Source organism: Xanthomonas sacchari, assembly GCF_024266585.1.
GTDB classification, from domain to species: domain Bacteria; phylum Pseudomonadota; class Gammaproteobacteria; order Xanthomonadales; family Xanthomonadaceae; genus Xanthomonas_A; species Xanthomonas_A sacchari_C.
This window is the reverse complement of sequence record NZ_CP100647.1, coordinates 3062587-3077621: the sequence shown is the minus strand read 5'-3', so window position 1 is coordinate 3077621 and position 15035 is coordinate 3062587. Positions and strand designations below refer to the sequence as shown.

At 72.3% G+C, this 15035-nt stretch carries 15 protein-coding genes; 3 read left to right on the top strand and 12 right to left on the bottom strand.

From position 1 onward, the window contains the following. Positions 1–49: 49 nt before the first annotated feature. Complete coding sequence (locus NKJ47_RS12805; RefSeq protein WP_202407002.1) at positions 50–1405, top strand: aminotransferase class III-fold pyridoxal phosphate-dependent enzyme; 1356 nt, start codon at positions 50–52, stop codon at positions 1403–1405. A gap of 65 nt (positions 1406–1470) precedes the next feature. Here NKJ47_RS12805 and NKJ47_RS12800 read toward each other — a convergent pair whose 3' ends face one another. Together NKJ47_RS12800 and NKJ47_RS12795 are read right to left on the bottom strand one after the other, a co-directional pair. Beyond that, positions 1471–2706, bottom strand: a complete 1236-nt coding sequence (locus NKJ47_RS12800; RefSeq protein ID WP_254458258.1) for a beta-ketoacyl-[acyl-carrier-protein] synthase family protein — start codon at positions 2704–2706, stop codon at positions 1471–1473. 6 nt (positions 2707–2712) lie between these two features. Then, positions 2713–2988 carry an acyl carrier protein gene (locus NKJ47_RS12795; protein WP_254458257.1) on the bottom strand — a complete coding sequence of 92 codons (276 nt, stop codon included), beginning with the start codon at positions 2986–2988 and terminating at the stop codon, positions 2713–2715. A 112-nt stretch (positions 2989–3100) separates the two neighbouring features. Here NKJ47_RS12795 and NKJ47_RS12790 point away from each other — a divergent pair, with 112 nt between their 5' ends. Beyond that, complete coding sequence (locus NKJ47_RS12790; protein WP_254458256.1) at positions 3101–4168, top strand: GNAT family N-acetyltransferase; 1068 nt, start codon at positions 3101–3103, stop codon at positions 4166–4168. A 1-nt stretch (position 4169) separates the two neighbouring features. After that, positions 4170–5048, top strand: a complete 879-nt coding sequence (locus NKJ47_RS12785; protein WP_254458255.1) for an arginase family protein — start codon at positions 4170–4172, stop codon at positions 5046–5048. A gap of 322 nt (positions 5049–5370) precedes the next feature. Here NKJ47_RS12785 and NKJ47_RS12780 read toward each other — a convergent pair whose 3' ends face one another. The 10 genes from NKJ47_RS12780 to NKJ47_RS12735 form a co-directional block, all read right to left on the bottom strand. Then, positions 5371–6624 (bottom strand): DegT/DnrJ/EryC1/StrS family aminotransferase, encoded by a 1254-nt coding sequence (locus NKJ47_RS12780; protein ID WP_254458254.1) that lies wholly within the window; start codon positions 6622–6624, stop codon positions 5371–5373. Then, positions 6614–7012 (bottom strand): DMT family transporter, encoded by a 399-nt coding sequence (locus tag NKJ47_RS12775; RefSeq protein ID WP_152181106.1) that lies wholly within the window; start codon positions 7010–7012, stop codon positions 6614–6616. The genes NKJ47_RS12780 and NKJ47_RS12775 overlap by 11 nt, the downstream gene beginning before the upstream one ends. Then, a complete protein-coding gene (locus tag NKJ47_RS12770; RefSeq protein WP_254458253.1) occupies positions 7009–7371 on the bottom strand; it encodes an EamA family transporter in 363 nt (120 codons plus the stop codon). The genes NKJ47_RS12775 and NKJ47_RS12770 overlap by 4 nt, the downstream gene beginning before the upstream one ends. Further along, on the bottom strand, positions 7371–8198 hold the full coding sequence (locus tag NKJ47_RS12765; RefSeq protein ID WP_254458252.1) for an alpha/beta hydrolase: 828 nt from the start codon (positions 8196–8198) through the stop codon (positions 7371–7373). The genes NKJ47_RS12770 and NKJ47_RS12765 overlap by 1 nt, the downstream gene beginning before the upstream one ends. Positions 8199–8291: 93 nt before the next feature. Then, positions 8292–9194 carry an HlyD family secretion protein gene (locus NKJ47_RS12760; RefSeq protein ID WP_254458251.1) on the bottom strand — a complete coding sequence of 301 codons (903 nt, stop codon included), beginning with the start codon at positions 9192–9194 and terminating at the stop codon, positions 8292–8294. Then, positions 9191–9955 (bottom strand): ABC transporter ATP-binding protein, encoded by a 765-nt coding sequence (locus NKJ47_RS12755; RefSeq protein WP_254458250.1) that lies wholly within the window; start codon positions 9953–9955, stop codon positions 9191–9193. The genes NKJ47_RS12760 and NKJ47_RS12755 overlap by 4 nt, the downstream gene beginning before the upstream one ends. Beyond that, positions 9952–11085 (bottom strand): ABC transporter permease, encoded by a 1134-nt coding sequence (locus tag NKJ47_RS12750; protein ID WP_254458249.1) that lies wholly within the window; start codon positions 11083–11085, stop codon positions 9952–9954. The genes NKJ47_RS12755 and NKJ47_RS12750 overlap by 4 nt, the downstream gene beginning before the upstream one ends. Then, positions 11085–12503, bottom strand: coding sequence for an efflux transporter outer membrane subunit (locus NKJ47_RS12745; protein WP_254458248.1), 1419 nt, complete (start codon positions 12501–12503; stop codon positions 11085–11087). Before NKJ47_RS12745 ends, NKJ47_RS12750 begins: the two co-directional genes overlap by 1 nt. Further along, on the bottom strand, positions 12500–13921 hold the full coding sequence (locus tag NKJ47_RS12740) for a sensor histidine kinase (RefSeq protein WP_254458247.1): 1422 nt from the start codon (positions 13919–13921) through the stop codon (positions 12500–12502). The genes NKJ47_RS12745 and NKJ47_RS12740 overlap by 4 nt, the downstream gene beginning before the upstream one ends. Further along, on the bottom strand, positions 13918–14625 hold the full coding sequence (locus tag NKJ47_RS12735; RefSeq protein WP_242159902.1) for a response regulator: 708 nt from the start codon (positions 14623–14625) through the stop codon (positions 13918–13920). The genes NKJ47_RS12740 and NKJ47_RS12735 overlap by 4 nt, the downstream gene beginning before the upstream one ends. Between the last annotated feature and the right edge of the window lie 410 nt (positions 14626–15035).

Genomic DNA, 15035 nt, shown 5'->3' with positions numbered 1-15035 from the left:
GCTGCTGCGCACCGGTGCCGACCACCAGCGCGCGCTGAGCGATGCGCAGATGCTGGCCGACGAGTCCCAGTACTGCTCCTACGGCGACACCGTGCACTACAGCGAGCCGCCGCGCATCTTCGGCCGTTGCGACGGCAGCTACCTGTACGACACCGAAGAGGTGCCGTACCTGGACCTGCAGATGTGGTACTCGGCGGTCAACTTCGGCTACGCCAATCCGCGCCTGAACCAGGCGCTGACCCGCCAGATCGAGACCCTGCCGCAGGTCGCCAGCCAGTACCTGCACCCGACCAAGATCGAGCTGGCCAAGACCATCGCGGTCGACGCCGAGCGCAAGTGGGGCCGCAAGGGCCGCGTGCACTTCAACGTCGGCGGCGCGCAGTCGGTGGAAGACTCGCTGAAGCTGGTGCGCAACGCCAGCGCCGGCAAGAGCCTGGTGTTCGCCTTCGAAGGCGGCTACCACGGCCGCACCCTCGGCGCCTCGGCGATCACCTCGTCGTACCGCTACCGCCGACGCTTCGGCCATTTCGACCGCGCCCAGTTCATCGAATTCCCGTACCACTTCCGCGGCCCCAAGGGCATGTCCAAGGAAGAGTACGGCGAGCAGTGCGTGGCCAAGTTCGAGCGCCTGTTCGAGACCGAGTACAACGGCGTGTGGGATCCCAAGGCCGGGCAGTGCGAGTACGCGGCGTTCTACGTCGAGCCGATCCAGGGCACCGGCGGCTACGTGATCCCGCCGCCGAACTTCTTCACCGGTCTGAAGCGGGTGCTGGACAAGTACGGCATCCTGCTGGTGGTCGACGAAATCCAGATGGGCTTCTTCCGCACCGGCAAGCTGTGGGCGATCGAGCATTTCGGCGTGACCCCGGACGTGCTGGTGTTCGGCAAGGCGCTGACCAACGGCCTCAATCCGCTGGCCGGCATCTGGGCGCGCGAGGAACTGATCAACCCGACCGTGTTCCCGCCGGGTTCGACCCACTCCACCTTCGCCTCCAATCCGCTGGGCACCGCGGTCGGCCTGGAGACCATGCGCATGCTGGCCGAGACCGACTACGAGTCCATGGTGATGGCCAAGGGCGCGCACTTCCTGGACGGCCTGCGCGATCTGCAGAAGCGCCATCCGGAAATCGGCGACGTCGACGGCCTGGGCCTGGCCCTGCGCGCGGAAATCTGCCAGGCGGACGGCTTCACGCCGAACCGCAAGCTGCTCGACACCATGGTCGACATGGGCCTGGAAGGCGAGTTGCGCCACAACGGCAAGCGCATCGGCCTGATCCTGGACGTGGGCGGTTACTACAAGAACGTGATCACCCTGGCGCCGTCGCTGCACATCAGCCATGAAGAGATCGACCTGGGCCTGTCCTTGCTGGACCAGTTGCTGACCCGCGCCAAGCAGGTCGCATGAGCCGGGCGGGAGACGACGCGCGCGGTTCGCGTTGCCTCCCGCCGTTCGCCGCGGCGGCGGGCGCGTCAGCCCGCCGCGCGCAGCGCGATCACCGCATTGAGTCCGCCGAAGGCGAAGGAATTGCTCAGCACCGCCTGCACCTTGCGGGCGCGCGCCTGATTGGGCACGTAGTCCAGATCGCATTCCGGATCGGCATCGAGGAAGTTGGCCGTGGGCGGGACCAACTGCTCGCGCAGCGCGCCGAGCGCCGCCACCAGTTCCAGCGCGCCGGCCGCGCCGAGCGCGTGGCCGTGCACCGCCTTGGTCGAGCTGACCGCCAGCGCCTGGGCGTGCGCGCCGAACACCTGGCGCAGCGCCTGGGTCTCGCAGCGGTCGTTGGCCTGCGTGCCGGTGCCGTGGGCGTTGATGTAGTCGATCTGTTCCGGGGCCAGGCCGGCATCCTGCAGGGCCAAACGCATCGCCGTGGCAGCGCCGTCGACGCTGGGCGCGACGATGTCGCCGGCATCGGAACTCATGCCGAACCCCGCCAGTTCCGCCAGCGGCCGCGCGCCGCGGGCGGCCGCGTGCTCGGCGGTTTCCAGGACGAACATCCCGGCGCCTTCGCCCAGCACCAGGCCGCTGCGCTGCGCGCAGAACGGCCGGCAGGTGTCGTCGCTGACCACCCGCATCGCTTCCCAGGCGCGGATCAGCGGCAGGCTCAGGCAGGCTTCGCTGCCGCCGGCGATGGCCACGTCGGCCAGGCCGTGGCGGACCATCAGCGCGGCCTGGGCGAGGGCGTGGTTGGCCGAGGCGCAGGCGCTGGACACGGCGAAGGCCGGGCCGCGCAGGCCGAAGGCGATGCTGATCTGGCTGGCCGGGGCGTTGGCCATGCTGCGCACGATGGTCAGCGGATGCAGGCGTTCGGCCTGGTCGCGGTACAGCCGGCGCGATTGCTCGTCGCGGCTGAGTTCGGCGCCGACGCCGGTGCCGACCACCACCGCGCAGCGCGCGCCGAGTGCGGCATCCACGCGCAGGCCGGACTGGGCGACCGCCTCGCCGGCGGCGACCAGGGCCATCTGGGTCATGCGGTCGAGCTGGCCGGGGGCGATGCCGCCGGTCTGCGTGGCGTCGGGCGCGAACCCGGGCAGGGTCGCGGCCACGCGCATCTTCAGGGTGCTGAGCGGATCGGGCGAGGGCAGGGCGGCGATGCCGCTGCGGCCGGCGCGCATCGCGCTCCACAGCGCCTCGGCGCCGAGGCCGAGCGCGCTGACCGCGCCCATGCCGGTGATGACGACGCGCCGCGCGTGCGGAGAGGCGCCCATGATGCGTCAGTGCGCCGGTTGCGCCGCGCCGGTCGCCGCCTTGGCCGCCAGGGCGTCCTCGACCGCCTGCACCAGCTTGCCGAGCGAACCGTCGTCCAGGTTCGGGTCGCGCTGCGGGAAGGTGATGTCGAAGTGCTCTTCGATGTCGAACAGGATTTCGATGGCCTCGAGCGAATCCACGCCCAGGTCCTGCAGCTTGGCATCGGGGGTCAGGCGCGCCGGGTCGATCTCGCCATGCTTGGCGACGATGCTGTGGATTTGCGACTCGATGGACGGGGTCATGGCAGTGCTCCGCGAAATGAAGGGCCACCGTGCGGCACCCGCCGCCGGTGGATCGCACGCTGCGGCCTGGGCCGCAGCATCCATTCTCCACGCTAGACGATCAATCTTGCAGATGCCTTTCGTCAACCAACTCGAGCCGCAGGCCTTGCAGCGGCAGTTCCTGCAGCACCCACCGTCCGGCTTCCTGATCCAGCCCCTGGAGCACGGGGTGCCGGCCTTCGAGGCCGATTTCGACCTGCTCACCACCGCCGAGCCGGCGCTGCGCGCGCGGGTGGCGCGGCTGCCGCTGCAGCGCCTGTGGCAGCGCCTGCTGCGGCCGCGCACCAGCTTCGTCGGCAGCACCGTCAGCGAATACGCCTGGCTGCCGCGCGCGGCCGATCCGGCGCAGTTGCCGCGGCAGTGGCGCGCGCAACTGGGCCGGCGCCGGGCGCTGATGATCGTCAAGGACGTGCCGCAGCGCTCGCCGCTGCTCGATGCCACCGACAACGCCTGGGCGCAGGCGTTCCTGGACGCCTGCGAGCGCACTGGCTACGTGCTGCTGCGCGGGCAGGCGCTGGCCTGGGTGCCGATCGACTTCGCCTCCACCGACGAGTACCTGGCGCGGCTCTCGCGCGGGCGCCGGCGCAACATCCGCCGCAAGCTGCGCTCGCGCGCCGAGCTGGAGATCGAGGTGCTGCCGACCGGCCCGGCCTTCGCCGATCCGGCGCTGCGCGCGCACTGCTATGCGCTGTACCAGGAGGTGTATGCGCAGAGCGAGATCCATTTCGACCTGCTTACCGCGCCCTTCTTCGATGCGCTGCTGACCGACGCCGACTCGGGCGGGCAGGTGTTCGTGTACCGGCACCAGGGCCGCATCATCGGCTGGAACCTGTGCTACGTGCATGAGGGCCGGCTGCTGGACAAGTACATCGGCCTGCACTACCCGGATGCGCGCGAGCACAACCTGTACGCGCTGAGCTGGATCGAGAACCTCGACTACGCCTGCCGCCATGGCCTGACGGCCTATGTCGCCGGCTGGACCGATCCGGAAGTGAAGGCGCAACTCGGCGCCAGCTTCACCTACACCTGGCATGCGGTGTACCTGCGCAATCCGCTGCTGCGCGCCGTGCTGCGGCGGCTGCGGCCGCTGTTCGAATCCGACGACGTCGGGCCGGCCGCCGATGCCGCCGAGGAGGACTGAGATGCGCACGCCGGTCCTGCTCGATCTCGACGCGTCGCTGGGTGCGGTGCCCGACGCCGTGCGCCTGCCGCTGCGCGACTGGTGCGACGGCCTGCGCTTCGCCTGTTCGATGGCGCGGCTGCGCCGCTTCGGCGCCGCGCTCGACCAGGCGCTGCCGGCGCAGTACGGCACGGTGCTGTTGGGCAGCGGCGATTTCCACCACTTGAGCCTGCCGCTGATCGTGCGCCTGGCGCAGCGCGCGCAGGCGCCGCTGCGGGTGGTGGTGTTCGACAACCATCCGGACAACATGCGCTTCCCGTTCGGGGTGCACTGCGGTTCGTGGGTGCGGCGCATCGCCGCGCTGCCGCAGGTGGCGCAGGTCGAGGTGGCCGGCATCACCTCCGGCGACGTCGGCTCCGGCCATGCCTGGGAGAACCATCTGTTGCCGCTGTACCGCGGCAAGCTGCGCTACTGGTGCAGCGGCGTCGATGTGGGCTGGGCGCGGCGGCTGGGCCTGGGCCGGGCGGTACGCGGCTTCGCCAGCGTCAGCGAACTGAGCGACGCCTTCGTCGACCACCTGCGACGCACGCCGATGCCGACCTACCTGTCGCTGGACAAGGACGTGCTGGATCCGCAGGACGTGCGCACCAACTGGGACCAGGGCCAACTGCGCGTGCCGCAGCTGCTGCAGGCGATCGACGCGCTGCGCGGACAGGTGTGCGGCAGCGACATCACCGGCGAGGTCTCGCTTGCCCATTACCCGCAGTGGTGGAAGCGCAAGCTGGCGGCGCTGGACGCGCAGCCGGAGCCGTCGCCGGCGGATCTGGCGGCGTGGCAGGCGCAGCAGCACGCCTTGAACCTGCGGTTGCTGGCGGCATTGGACGCGGCCAGCGTCGGCTAACCCGACCGGTGCCAAGGCGGTGCCTCCTGGGCGTCGTGGCAGCGACAGGCGCCGGGATGCAAGCCTCGCGCGGTTCGCTTGCGGCCGATGGCCGCTACGGTCGTTCGATGGGGCGCATGGATCGCGGAGGCGGACTGCCGGACACCTCCGGTGGGCTGCTTTTGTGACAACCAAGCGAGAGCGCAGGTCGTGCCGTGGGAGCGGCTTCAGCCGCGACGGGCGTTACCGGTCATGTCTGTCGCGGCTGAAGCCGCTCCTACAACAGAGGACGCTTCCCGTCGTTACCGGTTGCGCGTGCTGGCGAATGCCGCCCCGTCGCGGGTCAGGCGCTCGGCGCAGCGGCGTGCACCAGGTCTAGGTCCAGCGGCGCCGGCCCGACCGTCCCGGCGCAGGCCGCCTGCAGGGTGGCCACGATGCTCTCGAAGCGTGCCTCGTCCAGCCAGGGGCTGTTGCTGATGCTCAGGCAGCGCGCGGCGAAGTCGCTGGCGTTGGGCATCGGCGTGCGCGCGACGATGCCGTCCAGGTAGTCGTAGTCGGGCAGGGCATGCACGAACGGCACCGCCACGCCCAGCCCGCGCGGCCATAGTGCGGCCAACACCGCTTCGCGTGCGGCCGCATTGGGCAGCAGCACCATCAGGATCGGCCAGCTGCCCTGGGCGCCGGGGGAGTCGGCGATCACGCTCAGGCCGGGGATGCCGGCCAGGCGCGCGCTGCGGCGCCGGCCCTGTTCGCGGATCTGCGCCAGGAACGCCGGCCAGCGCGCGCTGGCGCGCACGCCTACGCCTTCGCGCCAGGCGCCGACGGCATGCTGGGCGATGGCGGTGCCGAAGCGGTCGCCGGCCGCGCCCACGCGGTCGCCGCGGCGCAGCGCGCGGCGCACCGGCAGGCCGTAGGCCCAGCGCAACGGCTGCGGCCGGTACAGCGCGGCGTAGCCGAGCAGTTCGAGGCTGCGCCGCAACTCCCAGCGCCAGTCGCGCTGGCCCAGGCGCGCGGCGGTGTCGGCGAGGTCGCGCTGCAGCGGCGCATGCCGCGACATCAACAGCCCGCCTTCGTAGAGGGTCAGGCCCTTGCCGGCGGCCAGGCTGCAGAAGCCGATATCTCCGCCCAGGCCGGCCGGGCGGCCGTCGGCGTGCACGCCGCCCAGCGCCTGCGCCGCGTCCTCGATCAGCAGCGCGCCGCAGCCCTCGGCGGCGCGGCGCAGCGGCGCCAGGTCGGTCAGGCGTCCGCCCAGATGGGTGGCGATGATCGCCAGGGTGTCGCTGCCGCAGCGTTGCGCCAGCTGCGCCGGGTCCAGGTCCAGCGAGCCGGGCAGCAGATCGCACAGCACCAGTTGCAGGCCGCAGTGCGCCACCGCCAGCGCCACCAGCGGGCAGGTGTAGGCCGAGACCAGCACCTGCCGGCGTCGGCTGGCCGCGGCCAGGGTGCGCAGGGCCACGATCAGCGCGGCGGTGCCCGAGCAGGTCAGCAGCGCCTGCGGCAGGCCGAGCGCGCTGGCCAGGCGCGTGCGCGGGCGGCCTGGCCACAGGTCGCGCCACTGCAGCGGCAGGCCGGCGGTCGGCGGGATCTCAATGCGCATCGGCAGGGTCCGCGCGTTCGCCGATCGCCAGGCAGACGATGCCGCCGACGATCAACGCCGCGCCCAGCGCCTGCAGCAGGCCGATGTGTTCGTTGAACCACCAGGCCGACAGCAGCATCACGCTGACCACTTCCAGGTGCGAGGCGGCGAAGGCCGGGCCGATCGGCGCGTGCTCGAGCAGCTTCATCCAGGTGAAGAACGCGCCGACGTAGCCCAGCAGCGCGGCGTACAGCCATGGGCTGCCCAACAGGCGCAGCACCCAGGCCAGTTCGGCCTGCGGCGGGAACGCATGGGTGCCGGCCAGCTTGAAGCCGATCTGGGCCAGGGTGTCGAAGCTCAGCAGTAGGGCGAAACCCACCGCGTAGCGATGCAGCGGCGGCCGGCTCACGAGCCCAACCCCACCACCGCCACGCCGGCGCTGACCAGGCAGATGCCGGCCACCTGCATGCGCCCGAGGCGTTCGCCGAACAGCCAGCGCCCGGCCAGCATGATCGCCACGATGTTGATCGAGCCCAGCAGCACGCCGCGGCCCAGCGGCACCAGCGACAGGAACGCGGTCCAGGCCAGGAACTCGAACACGTAGCAGCCCACGCCCAGCCACAGCTGCGGCTGCGCGGCCATGTTCCGCCAGCGTGCCATGCCGCTGCCCTGCGGGTGGCTGGCGACGTACTTGAAGGCGAGTTGGCCGGCGGTGTCCAGCGCCACCGTCGCCAGCCAGATCGCCACCACCGGGCCGGTCATCGCCATCAGGCGGCGGCCTGCTGCGGCGCGGACAGGGCGGCGAAGAACCGCGCCAGGCGCGCGCCGAGCACGCGCCGTTCGCGGTCCAGGGTGATCATGTGGTAGCTGTCGTGCAGCAGCAGCAGTTCGGTCGGCCCGGAGACGTTGGCGATCACCAGCCGCGCGTTGCGCAGGTCGGCGATGTCGTCCTCGGTCGCGTGCGCGACCAGGCACGGCGCGACCACCTTGGGCAGGTTGCGGCGCACGTCGCGCGAGAGCAGGTACATCTCGGCCAGAGCATGCCAGGGGTTGCCGGGCAGGCCGGCGGCGCTGCTGTCGCCGCCGAGCATGGCGCTGCTGACCTGGGCGCGGATGCGCTCGTCGCGCAGGCCGTACGGCGGCTCTTCCAGGAACATGCGGCGCTTGCCGATGCCCAGGCGCTTGAACCAGGGCAGCAGGAACGCCAGCCGCGCGCGCTTGGGGATGTTCCAGCCGTCGTAGCGGAAGGTGGCGCCGAGCACGCCGACCCCGTCCACCCACTGCGGACGCTCCTGCGCCAGGCGCAGCGCCAGCAGTGCGCCCATCGACAGCCCGGCCACGAACAGCCGGTCGACCTGGGGCCGGATCCGGGCCGCGGCGGCCTCGACGCTGGCGTACCAGTCGCGCCAGCCGGTGGCCAGCAGGTCGTCCTCGTCGCCGCAGTGGCCGGCCAGTTGCACGCCGTAGACGCTGAAGCCTTCGCGGTTCAGGCTCTTGCCGAGCAGGCGCATCTCGCTGGGCGTGCCGGTCAGGCCATGGATCAGCAGCACGCCGTTGCGGCCGCCCTCGAAGTGGAACTCGGCAGATTGGATCATCGGAATGGACGCGGCTGCGCAGTCTCGTTAATCCGTGCAGGGTGGCCGCTGCGCGTTTCAGCAGCCTTTCGCCGCGGCCGCGGCGTGCGATGTTCAGCGCTTGGCCGCGGCCGGGTTGCGGAAGCGTACCAGCACGCGCTGGCCCAGGCGCAGGGTCGAGGGCTGGGTGAAGGCCAGCACGCAGGCCACGCTGCGGTCGTTGCCGGCGGGCGTGGCGTCGTCGTGCAACTGGGTGGGACCGTAGGCCGGCGCCAGCCAGCGCACCACCGCCTCGCCGAGCACGGTCTGGCGGCCGTCGTCGCTGATCACCTCCGCGGCCATGCCCGGGGTGACGCTGCCGGCATAGCTTTCGTTCAATTCGGCGCGGACCAGGCGCGGCGCATCCGGCAGCAGGGTCAGCAGCGGCGCGTTGGCGTCGCTGCGCGCGCCGACCGCGGCCGACAGCTGCAGCACGCGGCCGGCCACCGGCGCCTGCAGCCGGTACTGCGCGCGCTGCAGCTCGGCCGCGCGCACCTGTGCGTCTGCCAGGGCCGCGTCGCTGCGCGCGGTGTCCAGGGCGTCGACCACGCTCTGCACCGCGTCGCTGGCGTCGTCGGCGCTCTGGCCGTCGCCGGCGCCCAGGCGTGCGGCCTCGGCCAGCCGCCGTTGCTTCTGCTGGGCGCTTTGCAGGCGCTGCTGCAGTTGCTTCAGGTGGGTGGCCGCGGCCTGCGCGCGGGTGCGGGCGATGTCCAGCTCGACCGCGGCGGCGCGGTCGTCGCCGGCGACCAGCAGGGCGCCTTTTTGCACTGCGTCGCCTTCGTGCACCGGCACCTCGCGCAGGGTCGCGGCGACCGGCAGGCCGAGCTTGAGCACGCCGCCTTCCACGTCGATGCGGCCGCGCGCCACTGCCAAATAGGCGGCGGGGGCGGCAGCCGGCGCGGCGGCCGGCGTGCGGTCCGAGGGCGCGCATGCGGCCAGCAGCAGGCTCAGCAGGGGCGCGGCGGCGAACGCTTTCATGGGTCGGGATTCCGTGAGGGCAGGGGCGAGGGCGGCGCGTTCACGCGGCGGTCGTCGAGGATGCGGCCGTCCTCCATCGACAGCACGCGGTCGGCGTGGCGGATCAGGCGCGGGTCGTGGCTCACGCACAGCACCATGGTGTTGTGGCGGCGTGCGATGCGGTGCAGCAGGTCGATCACGATCTGGCCGTTGCCGGCGTCCAGCGCGCTGGTCGGTTCGTCGGCGAACAGCAGCGCCGGGTGCTTGGCCAGCGCGCGGGCGATCGCCACGCGCTGCTTCTCGCCGCCGGACAGTTCGGCCGGGCGCAGGTGCTGGCGGTGGGCGATGCCGACCTCGGCCAGCGCTTCCTCGGCGCGGCTGCGCACCTCGGCGGGCGCCAGGCCCATGTACTGCAGCGGCAGCCGCACCTGGTCCAGCGCGCACAGCGCCGGAAAGAGATTGAAGCCCTGGAAGATGAAGCCGGTGTGGCGCAGGCGGAACTGTTCCAGCGCGCTGGCGCCGAGCGCGCCCAGTTCCTCGCCCAGCGCCAGCACCTGGCCGGCATCGGCGCGCTGCAGGCCGCTGAGGATCGACAGCAGGGTGCTCTTGCCGCAGCCGGACGGGCCGGAGATCAGGGTCAGTTCGCCCGGCCACACCTGCAGTTCCACGTCGCGCAGCACCGGCGTGCGCAGGCTGCCGGAGACGAAGCTCTTGCACAGCCCGCTGCCGCTGAGGGTGGCGGCGGCCGGGTGCAGCGCGGCGGAGGCGACGATGCGGCTCATCGCAGCAGCAACGCCGGATCGGCGCGGCGCAGCCCGCGCAGCGCGGCCAGGGCCGAGACCACGGTCAGCAGCATCACCGCGCACACGCACAGCCCCCAGCCGCCGGCGTTGAACGCCACCGGCACGTCGTGCGCGCGGGCCAGCGCGACCAGCGCCGCGCCCAGCGCGCTGGCGCCGATCAGGCCCAGCGCGCCGACCCAGGCCGCCTGTTCCAGCACCACCCAGCGCAGGTTGCGCATGCTCACGCCCAGCGCGTTGAGCGTGGCGTACTCGCGCGCGGCGCCGAGCACGGTGCCCAGCAGGGTCTGGCTGGTGATGGCCACGCCGACCAGCAGCACGATGCCGCCCAGGAACAGCACGCCGGAGCCGGCGCCGGTGTCGAACATCCAGAACAGGATGCTGCGCCGGGCGAAATCGTCGGCGCTCCAGGCTTCCACGCGCGGCCGCGTGACCGCGCTGTCGATCGCCTGCGCCACCGCCTGCGGGTCGGCGCCGGGGCGCAGCTTGGCCACCATGTAGGTCGGCCAGTCCGGATGCGCGGTGTCGCTGTTGAGCGCGCGCGCGGTGTCCAGCGAGGCCAGCACGTTGACCCCGCCCAGCGCGCGCAGGCCGCGGCCGACCCCGATCACCCGCACGCGGTGGCCGTTGATGCGCGCGCTGCTGCCGACGGCGACGCCCAGCTTGTCCAGTTCCGCGCGGTCCACCACCACGGTGTCCGGCTCGCGCAGCGCCGCGCGCAGGGCCGGGCTGAGCAGGCGCGAGAACATCAGCCCGCCGTCGCGGGTGTCGATGCCGGAGATGTAGACCGAGACGGCACCGGTGTCGCCGGGGCCGCGCCAGTCGCCGTCGAACCAGATGAACGGTTCGATCTGCGCCACCCGCGGGTCCAGGTACAGCGGCGCGGCCGCGTCCGGGTCGATGGCGCGGCCCTGGTCCACGCTCTGCGTGCCGGGATAGCCCAGCCACAGGTCGGCATCGGAGCCGGAGACGTAGACGCTGGCGCTGCCGAAGATGCCCAGCACCAGCGCGGTCTGCAGCAGCAGCAACAGGCTGGCGAAGCCCACCGACACCACCACCGGCAGGAAGCGGCGCCACTCGTAGCGCAGGGTCTGGCGGGCCAGCGCGACCATCAGGGCTGCGCGCCTTCGCGCTCGCTACCCGGGATCGGCGCGGTGGCGCTGCCCAGTGCGGTGTGCAGGGCGACGTAGGCCAGGTCGCGCTGGCGCTGCGCGTCCAGCAGTTCCAGGTCGGCCTGGTCGCGCGCGGCCTGCTGCGTGGCAACCTCCAGGTCGCTGCCCAGGCCCAACTGCCGGCGCTGTTGCGCGACGTCGCTGGCCTGCTGCTGTGCCTGCAGCACCTGCTGCTGCGTCTCGACGTTGCGCCGCTGCTGTTCGAGCGCGGTCAAGGCGTCCTCGACCTCGTTGACCGCCGCCAGCACGGTCTGCCGGTAGGCCAGGGTCGCCGCTTCCAGCAGGTCGCCGCGTGCCTTGGCCTTGGCCTGGCGGATGCCCCAGTCGAACAGCGGGATGTCGATCACCGGGCCGAACGAGGCGATGCCGTGGGTGGCGGTGCGGCGATGGGTCAGCAGGCTGGTCGACCAGCGGATCGCGCCGCCCAGGCCGATGCTGCCGTAGCGGTCGGCGCGGGCGATGCCCAGGGCGCCGGCGGCGCTGATCACCTCGGCCTCGTGCGCGGCGATGTCCGGGCGCCGCCGCAGCAGGTCGGCCGGCACGCTGTCGACCGCGGCGATCTGCAGTTGCCCCGGCGCGGTGGTGGCCGCGGCCGTACTCCATGCCGGGTCGGGCGTGTCGCGGCCCAGCAGCACCGCCAGGCGCCGCGCGGCCGCGGCGGCGGCGTCGCGCGGTTCGTTCACCGCGCTCTGCGCCTGCAGCGCCGCGGCCTGCGCCTGCGCGGCGCTGGCCGGCGTGGCCAGATGCAGGTCGACCAGGGTCTGCTGCAGGCTGGCCTGGCGCTGGCGCGCGCTGGCGATGTCCTGCAGCAGGCGTTCGGCCTGCTGCGCGTGGCGCAGGTCGATCCAGTTGTGCGCCACGTCGGAGATCGTCGCCGCGCGCACCTGCGCCAGGTTGGCCTGGGCGCTCTGCAGGTCGCCGCGGGCCATGCGGTTGGTGGCTTCGCCGCGGCCGAACAGCGGCAGTTCCCATTCCGAATCGACGCCCACGACCAGGAACGAGGCGCTGGCGTCCGGGTCGATCGGGTCCTCGGTGCGCGCGCGTAGCTGCGGCCGAAGTGTCGCGTCGGCGACCGCGTCCAGCCGCCGCGCCGCGCGCAGCCGCGCCAGCGCCTGGCCGACCTCGAGATCGTCCCGCAGCGCCTGCGCGACCAGCGCGTCGAGCTGCGGATCGTGGAAATCCTGCCACCAGGCGCTGCCCGGCGGGCGCGGCACGGCCGCCTGCGGCGTCGCGCTGCTCCACTGTGCGGGCAGCGACGGCTGGCGCAGGTCGGGGATGCGCTGGCTGGCGCAGCCGCCCAGCGCGAGCGCGGCGGCCAGCGCCAGCAGCGCGGCCGGGCGGGGGCGTAGGCGGCTCATGCCTGCGGCTCCGCGCCGGCCGGCAGGTCCAGTTCCGCGCGCAAGCCGCCCAGCGCCGAGCGCCGATAGCGCAGCGTGGCGTGGTGGCGGGCGGCGATGTTGGCGACGATCGCCAGGCCCAGGCCGGTGCCGCCTTCGGGCGCGTCCGGGGCGCGGAAGAAGCGCTCGCCCAGACGCGGCAGCAGGGCATCGTCGATGCCGTTGCCGGCGTCGTCCACGGCCAGGCGCACGGACAGCGCATCGCGCCGCAGGCTGACCGTGACCACGCGGCCGGCGGCATGGCGGAAGGCATTGTCCAGCAGGTTGTCGAGCAGCTCGCGCAGCGTATAGCTGTCGGCGGCCACCCAGGCCGCCGCGTCGTCGTCGCCGGCGTCGTAGCCCAGGTCCACGCCGGCGTGCAGCGCGTCGGGGATGCGCTCGGCCAGCGCCTGCGGCAGCCATTGCGCCAGGTCCAGCGGCAGCAGCGGACGGATGCTCTCGCGCGGCGCCTGGGTGCGGGTCAGCGCCAGCAACTGGGTGGAGGTGCGGGTGGCGCGGTCGGTCAGCTGGCGGATGTGCTGCATCGCCTGCGCGGTGTCCTCCGGGCGATGGCTGGCCTGGGCGCGTTGCACGTGCATGCTCAGCCCGGCCAGCGGCGTGCGCAACTGGTGCGCGGCGTCGGCGAGGAAGCGCTCCTGCAGCGCCATCATGTGCTTGAGGCGGCCGAGCAGGCCGTCGATGGCCTGGGTCAGCGGCAGGATCTCCACCGGGATGTCCGGGCCGGACACCGGGCTGAGGTCGCGCTGGCTGTCGTCGAGCCGGCGCACCGCCGGCTCCAGCATGCGCAGGCCGACCCGCACGCCGTGCCAGACCAGCACCAGCAGGGAGCAGGTGAGCAGCAGTTCGGTCGGCAGCATCAGCATCAGGATCTCGCGGGCGCGGCGGTGGCGATCGTCCAGGGTCTCGGCCACCGACACGGTCAGCCAGTCGCCCGGCTCCAGCGCCGAGGGCAGCAACAGGCTGGCCACGCGCACCGGCACGCCGTTGTCCATGTGGTCGTCGTAGAGCATCACCCGGCCGACCTCGGCCGGATCCGGGTGCGCGGGAATCGGCTGGGTGCTGCCGCTGATCACCCCGTGGCGGCGGCTGTCCAGCTTGAAGAACACCCGGCCGTCGCTGCTGTACTCCAGCAGTTGCCGCGCCTGCAGGGTCAGCGGCATGCGCTCGCCGGGGTCGTTGACCGCGTTGGCCAGGCCCTGCGTGTCCTCCTTCAGGTCCATGTCGTGGACGTGATTGGTGTACTTGAGCATCAGCAGGTAGAACAGCGCCGAGACCACCAGCATCAGCAGCATGGTCGGGATCAGCAGGAACGCCAGCAATCGCCGGCGCAGGCTGGGATGGCGGTATGCCGGCGACTGCGCGGCCGCGGTCGCGCTCACTGCGGGATCTGTGCGTGGTCGGCGGCCGGTGAGGCGGCGCGCGACTCCTCCAGCAGATAGCCCAGGCCGCGGATGGTGCGGATGCCGACGCCGGCGCCATGCAGCTTGCGCCGCAGGCGGTGCATGGAGATGTCCAGGCCGTTGTCGGTGATTTCGTGTTGCCAGTCGCACAGCGCCTCGGTCAGCTGGCTGCGGCTGACCACGCGCCCGCTGCGCAGCAGGAGGGTTTCCAGCAGGGCGAACTCGCGCGCGGTCAGGTCCAGCGGCTGGTCCTGCAGCCACACCCGGCGCCCGGCCAGGTTGATGCGCAACTGGCCCAGCACCAGTTCCGGCACGCCGCCGCTGCTGCTGCGGCGCAGGAGCGCGCGGGTGCGGGCGAGGAACTCGGACAGTTCGAAGGGCTTGATCAGGTAGTCGTCGGCGCCCTGGTCGAGCGCGTGGATGCGGTCTTCCACCGCGTCGCGCGCGGTCACCACCAGGACCGGGATCTCGTCGCGGCGCGCGCGCAGGCGTTGCAGCACCTGCAACCCGTCGCGACGCGGCAGGCCCAGATCGAGGACCAGCAATTGATAGCTTTCGCTACCGAGCGCGCGTTCGGCGGCGGCGCCATCGCTGACATGATCCACCACGTGGCCGCACTCGGCGAGCGAGTCGCGCAACGCAACGGCAATGGACGTATCGTCTTCGGCGACCAGAATGCGCATGGCGCGGAATGCTTGCAACGGGGATGTGGGAAAACCGTCGTAATCGGCGGTCGCGAAGGCGCTACGATGGGATTCGTTAATGTAGCGTCGATGACGATTGTGCGGCAGGCGACGAGGCCTTGTCATCCACGGCCCCGCAGGCGCCGGGTGGAGGCGTCGCTGCGCCCATGTCGGAAAAGTCCTACACGCGGACGCGGTGTCGGCCGATCGTCACGGCCCGCGTGCCCAGGCACCATGCACCTGTCGGCAACGTCACCGCTCCCGCGCCAGGGAGACGGGTTCGCACGGAATCGAACGGATCTCGATTCGCCGGCCACTTTTCGTTCCCGCAGGCGCCAACGGACCGGCGCAGGTTCACTGCGATCGGAATCACAGGGAAGGAAACGCACGAGGCCCCGGCATGCCGGGGC

What these genes read in the sequence shown, in the direction of transcription:
- NKJ47_RS12805 (WP_202407002.1), top strand. Translation starts at nt 50, where the DNA reads ATGCTGGCCGACGAGTCCCAGTACTGCTCCTACGGCGACACCGTGCAC.
- NKJ47_RS12800 (WP_254458258.1), bottom strand. Translation starts at nt 2,706, where the DNA reads ATGGGCGCCTCTCCGCACGCGCGGCGCGTCGTCATCACCGGCATGGGC.
- NKJ47_RS12795 (WP_254458257.1), bottom strand. Translation starts at nt 2,988, where the DNA reads ATGACCCCGTCCATCGAGTCGCAAATCCACAGCATCGTCGCCAAGCAT.
- NKJ47_RS12790 (WP_254458256.1), top strand. Translation starts at nt 3,101, where the DNA reads ATGCCTTTCGTCAACCAACTCGAGCCGCAGGCCTTGCAGCGGCAGTTC.
- NKJ47_RS12785 (WP_254458255.1), top strand. Translation starts at nt 4,170, where the DNA reads ATGCGCACGCCGGTCCTGCTCGATCTCGACGCGTCGCTGGGTGCGGTG.
- NKJ47_RS12780 (WP_254458254.1), bottom strand. Translation starts at nt 6,624, where the DNA reads ATGCGCATTGAGATCCCGCCGACCGCCGGCCTGCCGCTGCAGTGGCGC.
- NKJ47_RS12770 (WP_254458253.1), bottom strand. Translation starts at nt 7,371, where the DNA reads ATGGCGATGACCGGCCCGGTGGTGGCGATCTGGCTGGCGACGGTGGCG.
- NKJ47_RS12765 (WP_254458252.1), bottom strand. Translation starts at nt 8,198, where the DNA reads ATGATCCAATCTGCCGAGTTCCACTTCGAGGGCGGCCGCAACGGCGTG.
- NKJ47_RS12760 (WP_254458251.1), bottom strand. Translation starts at nt 9,194, where the DNA reads ATGAAAGCGTTCGCCGCCGCGCCCCTGCTGAGCCTGCTGCTGGCCGCA.
- NKJ47_RS12755 (WP_254458250.1), bottom strand. Translation starts at nt 9,955, where the DNA reads ATGAGCCGCATCGTCGCCTCCGCCGCGCTGCACCCGGCCGCCGCCACC.
- NKJ47_RS12750 (WP_254458249.1), bottom strand. Translation starts at nt 11,085, where the DNA reads ATGGTCGCGCTGGCCCGCCAGACCCTGCGCTACGAGTGGCGCCGCTTC.
- NKJ47_RS12745 (WP_254458248.1), bottom strand. Translation starts at nt 12,503, where the DNA reads ATGAGCCGCCTACGCCCCCGCCCGGCCGCGCTGCTGGCGCTGGCCGCC.
- NKJ47_RS12735 (WP_242159902.1), bottom strand. Translation starts at nt 14,625, where the DNA reads ATGCGCATTCTGGTCGCCGAAGACGATACGTCCATTGCCGTTGCGTTG.